Raw genomic sequence first — 12,991 nt, 5'->3', positions numbered from 1 at the left:
TGGGGCGCGTTCGTCTGGTGGGGCGCGGCACCCGAGGTGCGACGCCGGAGGGCCGTCGGCACGCCCTCGTGGGACGCCGACGGAGGGCTCGCGAGGCGAGCCGGCTCAGACGAGCAGGAGCGGCGGCCCGCGTCGCGCGGAGGCGCGGGCGAGCACGGGGAGGGTCGGTAGGACCACGGGGCGCTCCGCGGCGAGCGCGGGGCGGCGCGGCGCGCCGAGCGGCGCGACCCAGGCGAGCACGAGCGCGACGGCGCGCAGCGAGACGGCCGCGACGGCGGCGGCGAGCGCGCGCGGCGCGGCGCGGAGCACGAGGAGGGTGAGCAGGCCCGCGGCGACGTGCGCGAGCGGCATCGCGGCGCCGCCGTGGTCGAGCGAGGCGGCGGCGAGGGCGTCGCCCGCGGCAGCGCCGTGCGCGTGCGCGGCGCCGCCGGAGCCGTGCGGCAGCGCGTAGAGGGCGTGCTGCACGACCTGCGCGAGCGCCACGGCGAGCGACTGGCGCACGAGGCCGGGGCGTGGCCCGAGCATCGGCGCGAGGATCGCCAGGGTCGCCACGAGCGCGGCGCCCAGCAGCAGCGCGTCGGGCGCGGCGCCGCCAGCGAGCGAGTGCGCGCAGCCCGTGACGACGGTCGTGAGGGCGGCGACCGCGACGGCAGCGGCGACCGCGCGGCGTCGCCGCTGCATCCGCTGCTCCCCCGTCATGCCTCCATCCTGCCCTGTCCGCGCCGATCCCGCTCGCATCGGGCTCGCGGACGCGCCGGAGGCCGCGCCCTAGACTGCGCGCATGCCCACCCCGAGCGATGCACCGCCCCCGGCCCGCCGCGCCTCGGCGAAGGGCATCGCGCGCCGGCAGGAGATCCTCGACCGCGCCCTCGAGGTGTTCGCACGACGCGGCTCGGAGCGCACGAGCCTCCGCGCGATCGCGCGCGAGGTGGGCGTGACCCACGCGGCGCTCACCCACTACTTCGCCTCGCTCGAGGAGCTGCTCGTGGCGGTCTACCGGGAGTCGGAGCGGCGGCTCGACGAGGCGGGGCCTGCGGCGCACGCCGCGACGCCCGTCGAGGCGATGCGCGTCTCGGCGCAGCAGAACCGCGCGGTGCCCGGGCTCGTGCAGCTGTACACGAGCCTCGTCGCCGCGGCCCTCGAGGCCGACCGCCCCGCGGCGACGGCCTTCGTCGCCGATCGCTTCGAGCGCCTCCGCGCGGGCATGGCCGAGCAGGTGCGCGAGAACCAGCGCGCCGGCCTCGTGCGCGACGACGTCGACCCCGAGCACGTCGCCGCCCTCGTGATCGCGGCCTCCGACGGCCTCCAGACGCAGTGGCTGCTCGACGGCGAGGTGGCGCTCGACGGCTCGCTGGCCCTGCTCGAGCACCTGCTCCGCCCCGACCGCTGACGACGGCGCGCCGAGGCCCGGTCCCGGCGCCGGGCCCACGCCGGGCGGGCGCAGAGCCGACGCCGAGCCGACGCGCGCGTGACAGCCGCGCGCGCGCCGTGTACCGTCATCGCCAGGAACCTCCACATGGAGGTTCTGCGCGCGCCCGACCGACGCGGCCCGCACGAGGAAGGAACGACGACGTGACCCTGCCCCTGGCATCCGTGCAGCTCTACACCCTGGCCGACGAGCTCTCCGCCGATCCCGCCGGATCGCTCGAGCGGCTCGCCGCGATGGGCCTCCGCACCGTCGAGGCCTTCGACTTCGTGCGCAGGCCCCAGGAGCTGCGCGCCGCCCTCGACGCCGCGGGCCTCGTCTCCCCCACCGCCCACGCGCCGCTGCTCTCGGACGAGCTGTGGACGCCCGACGGCGCCATCCCCACCCCCGCCCCGGAGGTCGTGCTCGAGGCCGCCGCGACGCTCGGCGCCCGCACCGTCATCGACCCCTTCGTCGCCCCCGAGCGCTGGGCGACCGCCGAGGGCGTCGACGACATCAGCGAGCGGCTCAACACCCTCGTCGAGCGCGCCGCGGCCTTCGACCTCCAGGTCGGCTACCACAACCACGCGCAGGAGTTCGTGGCCTCCTTCGACGGCCAGACCGCCTACGAGCGCTTCGTCGCGCGCACCGACCCCAGGGTGCAGCTCGAGCTCGACCTCTACTGGGCCGTCGTGGGCGGCCAGGACCCCGTGGCGCTCGCCGCATCGCTCGGCGACCGCCTCCTCGCCGTGCACGTCAAGGACGGCATCGCGCCCGCCGAGAACCCCTTCCGCCCCGGCGCCGAGCGCTTCGGCTCGGACGCGCTCGACCAGCGCAGGCCCGGCGAGGGCGAGGTCGCGCTCGCCGAGGCGCTGCGCGCCGCGAGCGCCGTGCAGTACGCCGTGATCGAGTACGACAACCCGCCCGGCGACGTCTTCGCCGACATCGCGGCGAGCCTCGCGTTCCTCCGCGACGGCGGGCTCGCCCGATGAGCGCCGTCGGCATCGGCATCATCGGGGCGGGCGTCATCAGCGACACCTACCTCGAGCACCTGCAGGCCTTCGGCGACACCGAGGTGCGGATCGTCGGCGACCTCCACGTCGACCGCGCGGCGGCGCAGGCGCAGGCGCACGGCGTGCCCGCCCACGGCACCGCCGGCGACGTGCTCGCCCACCCGGAGGTCGAGCTCGTCATCAACCTCACGATCCCGGCGGCGCACCTCGACGTCTCGCGCGCGGCGATCGCCGCGGGCAAGCACGTGTGGACCGAGAAGCCCCTCGGCCTCGACCTCGACGGCGCGGCCCAGCTGCTGCGCGAGGCGGACGCCGCGGGCCTCCGCGTCGGCTGCGCGCCCGACACCCTGCTCGGCCCCGGCTTCCAGGCCGCGCGGCGCGCGATCGAGGCCGGGCGCATCGGTCGCCCGCTCTTCGCGCAGACCGCGTTCCAGACGCAGGGGCCCGACCTGTGGCACCCGAACCCCGGCTTCCTCTTCGCCCAGGGCGCCGGACCGCTCATGGACATGGGGCCGTACTACCTCTCGGCGCTCGTGAGCATCCTCGGTCCCGTCGCGACGGTCGCCGCGGTCGGCACGAAGGCGCAGGAGGAGCGCGAGATCCGCACCGGGCCGCTCGCGGGCACCCGCTTCCCCGTCGAGGTGCCCTCGACGATCCAGCTCGTCGCCGCGTTCGAGTCGGGCGCGCAGTCGCAGAGCCTGCTGAGCTTCGACTCCCCGCTCGAGCGGCACGGCGTCGTCGAGATCCACGGCACCGAGGGCTCGATCGTGCTGCCCGACCCCAACCGCTTCGCGGGGCGCATCGCCGCGGTGCGGCCGCTCGGCATGCTCGTCGACGGGCTGTCGCACGAGCAGGTGTGGGAGGAGATCCCGCACCCCGAGCTGGAGGTCGGCCGCGGCATCGGCGCGCTCGACATGGTGCGCGCCATCGCCGAGGGCCGTCCGCACGTGGCCTCGGGCGAGCTCGGGCTGCACGTGCTCGACACGATGCTCTCGGCCGCGCGCTCGGCCGAGACCGGCCGGACCGAGGCGGTCGCGAGCAGCCTCGCGCCCGTGCCGCTGCTTCCCGAGGGCTTCGACCCCTTCCGCGCGACGCTCTGAGGCTGCGGCCCCGGGGCTCGGCGCCCCGGGGTCGCCCCGGTCAGCCCGCGGCGCGCTCCTGGGCGCGGAGGCCCTCGGCCATGCCGCGGGTCGCGGCACGGAGCGCCCGCTCGGCGTCGAGGCCCTGCACGTCGGCCGCGCGCACGAGCGCGAGGAGCGCCTCGCCGAGCGCCGCCTCGTCGGCGGGCCCAGCCTCCGGCGCGGCCGGCAGCGCGAGGCCGGCGCGGCGCGCGCGGCCCATGGTCTTCGCGGCGAGCGCGAGGGCCGGCAGCCCCGCCGGGATGCCGTCGAGCGCGCTCTCGCGCTCCGGCTTCTCGGCGCGCTTCAGCGCGTCCCAGTTCGCCACCACCTCGTCGGCGCCGGAGACCGCGACGTCGCCGAACACGTGCGGATGCCGGCTGCGCAGCTTCTCGACGAGCCGCGCCGCGACCTCCTCGAGGTCGAAGCGGCCCTCGGCGCGCGCGATCTCGGCGTGGAAGGCCACCTGCAGCAGCACGTCGCCCAGCTCCTCGACGAGGTGCGCGTCGTCCGCGCCCGTCTCGATCGCCTCGGCGAGCTCGTGCGACTCCTCGATGAGGTAGGTGACGAGCGAGGCGTGCGTCTGCTGGGCGTCCCACGGGCAGCCGCCCGGCGCGCGCAGGCGCGCCATCGTCTCGACGAGCTCGTCGAGCGCGCTCACGGCGCCGCCCCCGCCGCGGCATCCTCCTGGCTCGGCGCGACGGACGCGGGGAAGACCGCGGTCAGCAGCGCGTCGACCCAGGCGATGAGCTCGGGGTCCGGCAGCGGCTGCGCCTGGGTGCCCGCGAGGCGGCCGCCGCCGACGGTCGGGATCGGCACGACGAGCGTGCGCGCGGCCGCGTTGAGCTTGGCCTCCGGATACATGCGGCGCAGGCGCAGCTGCACCGAGTCGGGGAGCTCGGCCGGGCCCACCCGCAGGTTCGGGCCCACGGCGATGACCTCCGACAGCTGCGCGCGCTGGGCCCGCCGCCGCAGGCGCGCCATCGCCACGAGCGCCGCGACCTGCGCGGGCGGCTCGCCGTAGCGGTCGCGGAGCTCCTCGACGACGCGGTCGATCGCGCCCTCGTCGCGGCCCGAGGCGGCAGCCGAGAGCTTCTGATAGGCCTCGAGGCGCAGCCGCTCGGCCTCGACGTAGTGCTCGGGGATGACGGCGTCGACCGGCAGCTCGAGGCGCAGCTCGCGCGGCGCGTCGGCCTCCTCGCCGCGGAAGACGGCCACGGCCTCCCCCACCATGCGCAGGTAGAGGTCGAAGCCGACGCCCGCGATGTGGCCCGACTGCTCGCCGCCCAGCATGTTGCCCGCGCCGCGGATCTCGAGGTCCTTGAGCGCCACCTGCATGCCGGCGCCCAGCTCGTTGTGCACCGCGATCGTCTCGAGCCGGTCGTGGGCGGTCTCCGACAGCGGCGTCTCGCCGTCGTAGAGGAAGTAGGCGTAGGCGCGCTCGCGGCCGCGGCCCACGCGGCCGCGCAGCTGGTGCAGCTGGCTGAGGCCGAAGCGCTCGGCGCGGTCGACGATGAGCGTGTTGGCGTTCGGGATGTCGAGGCCCGTCTCGACGATCGTCGTCGAGACGAGCACGTCGTACTGCTTCTCCCAGAAGTCGACGATGACCCGCTCGAGCTGCGACTCGGCCATCTTGCCGTGGGCCACGCCGATGCGGGCCTCCGGCACGAGCTCCGCGAGCTGCGCCGCGACCTTGTTGATCGTCGAGACGCGGTTGTGCACGAAGAAGATCTGGCCCTCGCGCAGCAGCTCGCGCCGGATCGCGGCGGCGACCTGCTGCTCGTTGTAGGGGCCGACGAACGTGAGCACGGGATGCCGTGCCTCGGGCGGCGTCGCGAGCGTCGACATCTCGCGGATGCCGGTGACCGCCATCTCGAGCGTGCGCGGGATGGGCGTGGCCGACATCGCGAGCACGTCGACGTTCGTCTTCAGGGCCTTCAGCGCGTCCTTGTGCTCGACGCCGAAGCGCTGCTCCTCGTCGATGACGACGAGGCCGAGGTCGTGGAACGCGATCTGGTCGGCGAGGATGCGGTGCGTGCCGATGACGACGTCGACGGTGCCGTCGGCGAGGCCCGCGACGGTCTCGCGGACCTCCTTGTCGGTCTGGAAGCGGCTGAGCGCGCGCACCTGCACGGGGAAGCCCGCGAAGCGCGAGGCGAAGGTCTCGTGGTGCTGGCGCACGAGCAGCGTCGTGGGCACGAGCACCGCCACCTGCTTGCCGTCCTGCACAGCCTTGAACGCCGCGCGCACCGCGACCTCGGTCTTGCCGTAGCCGACGTCGCCCGAGAGCAGCCGGTCCATCGGCACCTCGCGCTCCATGTCGCGCTTGATGTCGTCGATGGTCGTGAGCTGGTCGGGGGTCTCGGCGTACGGGAAGGCGTCCTCGAGCTCGCGCTGCCAGGGGGTGTCCGGGCCGAAGGCGTGGCCCTTCGACGCCATGCGCGCGGAGTAGAGCTGCACGAGCTCGACCGCGATCTCGCGCACGGCCTTGCGCGCCTTCGCCTTCGACTGCTGCCAGTCGGAGCCGCCCATCTTCGAGAGCGCCGGGCTCTCCCCGCCCACGTAGCGCGAGAGCTGGTCGAGCTGGTCGGTGGGCACCGAGAGGCGGTCGCCCGGCTGGCCGCGCTTCGACGACGCGTACTCGATGACGAGGTACTCGCGCGTGGTCTTGACGGGGTTGCGGCCGCCGGAGGACACCGTGCGCTGCGTGAGCTCGAGGAAGCGGCCGACGCCGTGCGTCTCGTGCACGACGAAGTCGCCGGCCTTGAGCTGCAGCGGGTCGACGACCGTGCCGCGGCGCGCGGCCATGCGCCGCGGGGCCCGCGCGTCGACGCCGACGGCGCGGCCGAAGAACTCGGCCTCGCTCATCAGCAGGATGCGCTCCGCCGGCAGCTCGAAGCCGTGCTCGATCGCGGCCTGCACGACGTGCACGACGCCGGGCTCGACCTCGGCGCCCAGCTCGGCCTCCTCGCGCGCGGCGACCTCGCGCTCGGCGAGCACCGCCGCGGCACGCTCGACGAGGCCGTGGCCGCCCGCGGTGACGACGGCGCGCCAGCCGTCCCGGAGCCGCTCGCGCAGGTGGTCGACGGCGCCCTCGGCGCGCCCCGCGAAGCTCGGCACGGCCTCGGCGGCGAGCGCGGCGACGTCCTCGTCGCGCTGCAGCGCCGACATCGTCCACCACGGCCCCTCGGCCGCGTCGCGCAGCGCGTCGAGCTCGAGGAAGCCGCCCTCGAGGTCGACGGGCGGGGCGCCGCCGGCGGTCGCGGCGCTCCAGGCCGCCTCGAGGAACTCGTGGTTCGTCTCGTTGAGGCTGCGCACGCGGTCGCGGATGCGCTCGGGGCCGAGCACGACGACGCCGGCGCCGGGCAGGTAGTGCGTGATCGGCACGAGGCCGGGCAGCAGCGCGGGCGCGAGCGACTCCATGCCCTCGACCGCGATGCCCTCCGCGAGCTTCTCGAGCATCTGCGCGATGCCGGGGAGCTCGGGCGCGAGCCGGCGCGCGCGGTCGCGCACGTCCTGCGTGAGCAGCAGCTCGCGGCTCGGCGGCAGGACCACGCGCTCCACCGGCTCGGGCGCCGAGCGCTGGTCGGCGACGTGGAACCACCGCATCTGCTCGACCTCGTCGCCGAAGAGCTCGATGCGCACCGGGTGGTCCTCGGCGGGAGGGAAGACGTCCACGATCCCGCCGCGCACCGCGAACTCGCCGCGGCGCGTGACCATGTCGACGCGCGCGTAGGCGAGGTCGACGAGGCGCCGCGAGAGCTCGGCCAGGTCGACGCCGCGGCCGCCCGCGACGAGGTCGACGGGCTCGACCGAGAGCAGGTTGCCCGCGAGGGGCTGGAGCGCGGCACGCACCGACGCCACGACGATCGTCGGCCGCGACCCGTCGCGCTCGGCCACGGCGCGCAGCGTCGCGCCGCGACGGCCGACGGTCTCGGGCGAGGGGCTCAGGCGCTCGTGGGGCAGGGTCTCCCACGCGGGCAGGTCGAGCACCTCGGCGGCGGGCAGCCACGCCGCGAGGTCGTCGCGCACCGCCTCGGCCTCGCGCCGCGTCGCGGTGATCACGAGCAGGGGCGCATCGTGTCCGCGCGCGAGGGCGGCCACGACCGGGGCTCGCAGCGGCTCGATCCCGTGCAGCTCGCCGCCGCGGCCCTCCTCGACGACCGGGGCGAGCGCGCCGCGCTCGAGCGCGTCGAGCAGGGGCGTCAGGCTCACGAGGTCATGACGACGGCGCCGGCGCCGTCGAAGACCTCGAGGCTGTAGCCGTCGGAGTTCGAGAACGGCGGCATGACGCCGCCGAAGACCGGGGGCTGCCCCTCGGCGGGCCCCTCGCCGCGCGTGAGCTCCACCTCCTGGCCGAACCACGTCATGACCGCGCGCTCCGCACCCTCAGGGGCGATCACGAGCACGCCGTACGCATCGTCGGGACCGGCGACGCACAGCAGCGGCCCGTTGCCGAGGCACGAGGTGATCGCGCGTCCGGCGGAGTCCTCGAGGATCAGGTCGGTGAGCCCCGTCTCGTCGCCGACGTCATACCAGAGGTTGTGGCCGTCGGGGAAGCCCGCCGCCAGCGCGTAGCCGTTGGGCCCTGCGGGCTGCGTGGGCTCCGGCTCGGTCGACGCGCAACCGGCGAGCAGCAGGCTCGCAGCGATGACCGCGGCGATCCGCGTGGTCGTTCGGCGCACGGCGCCCTCCTCCGTCTCGGCTTTCCATGCTAGCGGCGGCGACCCCGTGGCCGTCCCGCGCTGCGCCCCTCAGGAGGGGGCGTGGATGCGCTGCTGCGCGGCGAGGAAGCCCTCGGCGATGATCCGCTCGACGGCGTCGGCGCCGAGCTGGACCATCAGGTCGACCTCGCCCTGCTCGGCCTTGGCGAAGGGCTTCAGCACGAAGTCGGCGGCGTCCTGGCGGCCCGGGGGCCTGCCGATGCCGAGCCGCACCCGCAGCACCTCGGGCCCGCGCGCGGCGATGATGTCGCGCATGCCGTTGTGGCCGCCGTGCCCGCCGCCCTGCTTCAGCCGGATCTCGCCCAGCGGCAGGTCGAGCTCGTCGTGCAGCACGATCACGTGGTCGGGCTCGACGCCGTACCAGTCCATGAGCTTCGCGGTCGGGCCGCCCGAGCGGTTCATGTAGGTCGTGGGGAAGGCCGTCACGACCTTCGGGCCGCCGACGATGCGCGACTCGGCGACGAGCGCCTCGGCGCGGCCGTGCCGCTTGGGGCTCGCGCCGGCGCGGCGCTCGAGCTCGACGAGCACCATGCGGCCGATGTTGTGGCGCGTGCGCTCGTAGTCGGGCCCGGGATTCCCGAGCCCGACCACGAGCCACGTGTCCGCCACCGCGGAAGGTCCTGGGGACTACTCGGCCGAGTCGCCCTCGGTGGCCTCGTCGCCCTCGGCGCCCTCCTCGGACTCCTCGCCCTCGGCCTCCTCGGCCTCCTCGTCCTCCTCGGCCAGCTGGGGCTCCTGGACCGAGACGACGAGCGTCTCGCCGTCGGTGAGGAGCTCGGCGCCCTTGGGCAGCTCGATCTCCGAGGCGAGGATGCGCGCGCCGTCCTCGAGGCCCTCGACCGAGACCGTGAAGGACTCGGGGATGTGGAGCGCCTCGACCTCGACCGAGACCGTCGTGGCGTCCTGGATGGCGATGAAGCCCGAGACGGGCTCGCCCTCGACGTGCACGGGCACGTCGACCGTGACCTTCTCGCCGCGGCGGACGATGACGAGGTCGAGGTGCTCGATGGCGGTGACGCCCATCATGACCGGGTTGCGCTGCACGTCCTTGACGAGCGCGAGCTGGCTCTTGCCCTCGATCTGGAGGTCGATGATCGCGTTCGCCTTGCGGACGAGCATGAACACGTCGTGCGCGTTCACGGTGAGGTGCTGGGGCTCCGACCCGTGGCCGTAGAGGACGGCGGGGACCTTGCCCACGGCGCGCAGCTTGCGGGCGGCGCCCTTGCCGAAGCTCTCGCGGATCTCGGTCTGGAGCTTGTTGTCGTCGGTGCTCATGGTGCTTCTCCTGCGGCCAGCCGGCCTGTTGATGATGTCGACTCGAACGCTGACGCGTGAGGACGGGCCCCGTGCTGCCACTGCGTCGATCACGGATGCGGTGCATCCCTCGCCGAAGTTCAGCCTCCGATGCTAGCAGGCGAACCGCCGGTCGAGGAGGCCGATCCCGCAGGGATCAGCCGCCACGAGGCCCCGTCGCCGGAGCGGACCTCGTGGCGCGAGCGACTGCGCCGCGCGCGCCTCGACCGACGGCCGGCGCTAGCCCAGGAGGCCGCCCACGAGGTAGATCGCGACCGAGATCGCGAAGCCGACGATCGCCATGAGGCCCTGCGCCACCGTCCACGTCTTCAGCGTCGTCGCGACGTCGAGGCCGAAGAAGCGGCTCACGAGCCAGAAGCCGGAGTCGTTGACGTGGCTGAAGCCCACCGATCCGGCCGCCGTCGCGAGCACGATCGCCGCGATCTGCACCGGGTTGAAGTCGCCCTGCGCGACGACGCCCGCCATGAGCGAGGCGGCCGTCGTGAGCGCGACCGTGGCCGAGCCCTGCGCGATGCGGACGATCTGCGAGATGAGGAAGGCCGCGAGGATCACCGGCATGCCGATCGCGTTCAGCGAGTCGGCGATCGCGGTGCCGATGCCCGTGACGCGCAGCACGCCGCCGAACATGCCGCCGGCGCCCGTGACGAGCACGACGGAGGCGATGGGCCCGAGGGCGCTGTCGGCGACCTTGTCGACGAGGGAGCCGCGCTTGCCCATGCCCCAGCCGAGCAGCCAGAACGAGATGACGACGGTGATGAGGAGCGCGACGGGCGTCTCGCCGAGGAGGCGCAGCGCCGCCACCACGGGCTCGGCCTTGAACGCGTCCGCGTCCTCGGTCGTCGACGCGTACATGTTGAGGCCCGTGTTCAGCAGGATGAGGAACAGCGGCAGCAGCAGGAGGAAGAGGATGCGGCCGAACGAGGGGTTCGACTCCATCTCCTCGTACTCGTCCTTCGAGCCGGAGAGCAGGTCGGGCACGCGGATGTCGTAGCGGCGGCCGACCCAGCCACCGAAGAGCACGCCCACGAGGTACCAGACGGGGATCGCGACGACGAGGCCGAGGAGGAGCACGAGGCCCACGTCCGCGCCGAGGATCGCCGAGGCCGAGACGGGCCCGGGGTGCGGCGGCACGAAGATGTGCATCGACGAGAAGGCGAGCGCAGCCGGGAAGGCCACGGTGAGGAGCGAGCCGCCGAGGCGACGCGCGACGGCGTAGATGATCGGCATCATCACGACGAGGCCCGCGTCGAAGAAGATCGGGAAGCCCATGAGGAGGCTCGCGACGCCGACGGCCATCGCCGCCCGCTGCTCGCCGAAGCGCTCGATGAGCTTGTCGGTGAGCACCCGCGCGCCGCCGGAGACCTCGATCATGCGGCCGAGCATCGCGCCGAGCGCGACGAGCAGCATGACGTTGCCGAGGGTGGGGTTGAAGCCGAACGCGATCGCCTCGAGCAGGCGGTCGAACGGGATGCCCGCCGCGATGGCGGTGAGCAGGCTCGTGATCATCAGCGCGACGAACGCGTGGATCCGGAAGGCCATGATGAGCACGAGGAGGAGCGCGATCGCGCCCGCCGCGAGCAGCAGCAGCCCTCCGGTGCCGAGGTCCCAGGTGAGGACGAGGTCATCCATGGTCGTGACTCCTGTGTCTGTGCGTGTGCAGGGATGGGTGAGCGGCGGCGCGCGGCGCCGACGCCCGGGGGATGGTCGGGTCAGTCCCCGCGGGGCTCGCGGGGCAGGTCGATCGCGCCGGTGAGCGTCGCGCCCGCGGCGGGCTCGACCGCACGCCCGGCGGCGCGCGCCATGAGGATGCGCGTGACCTCGTCGACGATCGCCGCGGGGCTCTGCTCGATCGCGATGACGATGCCGCGCTCGTGCTCGGCGAGCGGCTCGAGCGTCTCGATCTGGCTGTCGAGCAGCGTCGTCGGCATGAACTCGTGGTCGCGGTGCGCGAGCCGGTCGGCCAGCAGCGCCTGCTCGCCCGAGAGGTGCACGAAGACGAGGTCGGCGTCGCTCGACCGCAGCAGCTCGCGGTACCAGCGCTTCAGCGCCGAGCACGCGACGATCGTGATGCGGCCCTCGCGGCGGCCCTCGGCGATCGTCTCGCCGATCACCTTGAGCCACGGCACGCGGTCCTCGTCGGTGAGCGGGTGGCCGGCGGCCATCTTGTCCTTGTTGGCCTTCGGATGCAGGTCGTCGCCGTCGATGAAGTCGATGTTCAGCCGCTCGGCGAGGGCCGCGCCGATCGTCGACTTGCCGGAGCCCTGCACGCCCATGATGATCATCGGCGGGTAGCGCAGCTCGGTCATGATGCCTCCTGGAGGTCGATGAGCACCTTCGACGAGGCGCTCGCGTCGCCGGCGGTGGCGAAGGCCTCGAGCGCGTCGTCGACGGGTGCGACATGGGTGATGACGGGGTCGGCGGCGAGGGAGCCGTCTGCGAGGGCGGCGATGACGTCGTCGATCTCGTCGTGGAAGCGGAACGAGCCGACGAGCGTGAGCTCGCGGGTGATCGCGAGCGAGGCGAGCACGGGCACCTCGCCCGAGCGCTGCAGGCCGAGCATCACCACCGTGCCGCCGCGGACGGCGCCGCGGATGGCGCTCGCGAGGCCCAGGACCGTGCCGGACGACTCGATGACGACGTCGGCGTGCACGGCCGCGATGGCCTCCTCGTCGCGCGCGTCGATCGTGCGGGACGCGCCCACCCTCGCCGCGATCTCGCGGGGCAGGTCGTGGAGGTCGGTCGCGATGACCTCTGCGGCGCCGTGGTGCACGGCGACGGCGACCGCGAGCGCGCCGATGGGCCCCGAGCCGATGACGAGCACCCGTCTGCCTGCGACGTCGCCCGCGCGGCCCATGCCGTGCCAGGCGACGGCGGCGGGCTCGACGAGGGCGGCCGTGCGGAGGCCCAGGCCCTGCGGCAGCGCGCGCAGCATGCGGCTCGGCAGCGCGACGCGGCGAGCGAAGGCACCCGCGGTGTGCGGCACGCGCGCGGCGGAGCCCAGGTAGGTGCCCGCGGGGCTGAGGTTCGGGCGGTCCGCGGGGAACGGGGCGGAGCCGTCGTCGATCGGCGTCGCCGGGTGCACGGCGACCGCGGTGCCCTCGGCGGGGCCGGAGCCGTCGGCGGCGGCGCGCAGCACCGTGCCGACCACCTCGTGGCCGAGCACCATCGGCTCGCGCAGGATCGACTCCCCCGCCGCGCCGTGGCGCCAGTAGTGGAGGTCGGAGCCGCAGACGCCGCCGTAGCGGATCGCGACGACCGCCTCGTCGCGCGCCGGCGCGGGCTCGGGCAGGACCTCGACGCGCACGTCGTCCTTCGCGTGCGCGACGATCCCGAGGTTGGGCAGCTGCGCGGCGGTCATGCCTCGTCCTTCCGTGGGCGCGCCGTCCGCGGCGCCCTGCTCGAGCCTATGCGCCCGGG

General features: G+C 74.6%; 12 protein-coding genes. 3 read left to right on the top strand and 9 right to left on the bottom strand.

Translation table 11 applies throughout. The features are described 5' to 3' along the window. Positions 1-105 precede the first annotated feature (105 nt). A complete protein-coding gene (locus tag OVA14_RS07965; protein ID WP_267503391.1) occupies positions 106-699 on the bottom strand; it encodes a hypothetical protein in 594 nt (197 codons plus the stop codon). An 82-nt stretch (positions 700-781) separates the two neighbouring features. Here OVA14_RS07965 and OVA14_RS07960 point away from each other — a divergent pair, with 82 nt between their 5' ends. The 3 genes from OVA14_RS07960 to OVA14_RS07950 all read left to right on the top strand — a co-directional run bounded on the left by OVA14_RS07960 (position 782) and on the right by OVA14_RS07950 (position 3,518). After that, on the top strand, positions 782-1,390 hold the full coding sequence (locus tag OVA14_RS07960) for a TetR/AcrR family transcriptional regulator (RefSeq protein WP_267503390.1): 609 nt from the start codon (positions 782-784) through the stop codon (positions 1,388-1,390). 182 nt (positions 1,391-1,572) lie between these two features. Next, complete coding sequence (locus tag OVA14_RS07955; RefSeq protein WP_267503389.1) at positions 1,573-2,397, top strand: sugar phosphate isomerase/epimerase family protein; 825 nt, start codon at positions 1,573-1,575, stop codon at positions 2,395-2,397. After that, the gene (locus OVA14_RS07950; RefSeq protein ID WP_267503388.1) at positions 2,394-3,518 is read left to right on the top strand and encodes a Gfo/Idh/MocA family protein; all 1,125 of its coding nucleotides are present in this window, start codon (positions 2,394-2,396) and stop codon (positions 3,516-3,518) included. Before OVA14_RS07955 ends, OVA14_RS07950 begins: the two co-directional genes overlap by 4 nt. A 40-nt stretch (positions 3,519-3,558) precedes the next feature. Here OVA14_RS07950 and OVA14_RS07945 read toward each other — a convergent pair whose 3' ends face one another. The 8 genes from OVA14_RS07945 to OVA14_RS07910 all read right to left on the bottom strand — a co-directional run bounded on the left by OVA14_RS07945 (position 3,559) and on the right by OVA14_RS07910 (position 12,932). Continuing rightward, complete coding sequence (locus OVA14_RS07945) at positions 3,559-4,197, bottom strand: MazG family protein (protein ID WP_267503387.1); 639 nt, start codon at positions 4,195-4,197, stop codon at positions 3,559-3,561. Then, entirely contained in the window at positions 4,194-7,751 is a 3,558-nt protein-coding gene (gene mfd / locus OVA14_RS07940; protein ID WP_420710570.1) for a transcription-repair coupling factor, read from the bottom strand. The genes OVA14_RS07945 and mfd overlap by 4 nt, the downstream gene beginning before the upstream one ends. Then, positions 7,748-8,221: a hypothetical protein gene (locus tag OVA14_RS07935; RefSeq protein ID WP_267503386.1), complete on the bottom strand. Its 474-nt coding sequence runs from the start codon at positions 8,219-8,221 to the stop codon at positions 7,748-7,750. Before OVA14_RS07935 ends, mfd begins: the two co-directional genes overlap by 4 nt. A 69-nt stretch (positions 8,222-8,290) precedes the next feature. Next, positions 8,291-8,869 (bottom strand): aminoacyl-tRNA hydrolase, encoded by a 579-nt coding sequence (gene pth, locus OVA14_RS07930; RefSeq protein WP_267503385.1) that lies wholly within the window; start codon positions 8,867-8,869, stop codon positions 8,291-8,293. 18 nt (positions 8,870-8,887) lie between these two features. Then, positions 8,888-9,535 (bottom strand): 50S ribosomal protein L25/general stress protein Ctc, encoded by a 648-nt coding sequence (locus tag OVA14_RS07925; RefSeq protein ID WP_267503384.1) that lies wholly within the window; start codon positions 9,533-9,535, stop codon positions 8,888-8,890. A 258-nt stretch (positions 9,536-9,793) separates the two neighbouring features. Then, positions 9,794-11,203: a GntP family permease gene (locus OVA14_RS07920; RefSeq protein WP_267503383.1), complete on the bottom strand. Its 1,410-nt coding sequence runs from the start codon at positions 11,201-11,203 to the stop codon at positions 9,794-9,796. An 80-nt stretch (positions 11,204-11,283) separates the two neighbouring features. After that, entirely contained in the window at positions 11,284-11,880 is a 597-nt protein-coding gene (locus OVA14_RS07915) for a gluconokinase (protein ID WP_267503382.1), read from the bottom strand. After that, positions 11,877-12,932: an L-idonate 5-dehydrogenase gene (locus OVA14_RS07910; RefSeq protein WP_267503381.1), complete on the bottom strand. Its 1,056-nt coding sequence runs from the start codon at positions 12,930-12,932 to the stop codon at positions 11,877-11,879. Before OVA14_RS07910 ends, OVA14_RS07915 begins: the two co-directional genes overlap by 4 nt. Positions 12,933-12,991: the final 59 nt, after the last annotated feature.

It is taken from the genome of Agrococcus sp. SL85 (assembly GCF_026625845.1).
Taxonomy (GTDB): Bacteria; Actinomycetota; Actinomycetes; order Actinomycetales; family Microbacteriaceae; genus Agrococcus.
The sequence above is the reverse complement of the archived record's forward strand: the minus strand, read 5'-3'. Positions and strand labels throughout refer to the sequence as shown.

What these genes read in the sequence shown, in the direction of transcription:
- OVA14_RS07965 (WP_267503391.1), bottom strand. Translation starts at nt 699, where the DNA reads ATGACGGGGGAGCAGCGGATGCAGCGGCGACGCCGCGCGGTCGCCGCT.
- OVA14_RS07960 (WP_267503390.1), top strand. Translation starts at nt 782, where the DNA reads ATGCCCACCCCGAGCGATGCACCGCCCCCGGCCCGCCGCGCCTCGGCG.
- OVA14_RS07950 (WP_267503388.1), top strand. Translation starts at nt 2,394, where the DNA reads ATGAGCGCCGTCGGCATCGGCATCATCGGGGCGGGCGTCATCAGCGAC.
- OVA14_RS07925 (WP_267503384.1), bottom strand. Translation starts at nt 9,535, where the DNA reads ATGAGCACCGACGACAACAAGCTCCAGACCGAGATCCGCGAGAGCTTC.
- OVA14_RS07920 (WP_267503383.1), bottom strand. Translation starts at nt 11,203, where the DNA reads ATGGATGACCTCGTCCTCACCTGGGACCTCGGCACCGGAGGGCTGCTG.
- OVA14_RS07915 (WP_267503382.1), bottom strand. Translation starts at nt 11,880, where the DNA reads ATGACCGAGCTGCGCTACCCGCCGATGATCATCATGGGCGTGCAGGGC.
- OVA14_RS07910 (WP_267503381.1), bottom strand. Translation starts at nt 12,932, where the DNA reads ATGACCGCCGCGCAGCTGCCCAACCTCGGGATCGTCGCGCACGCGAAG.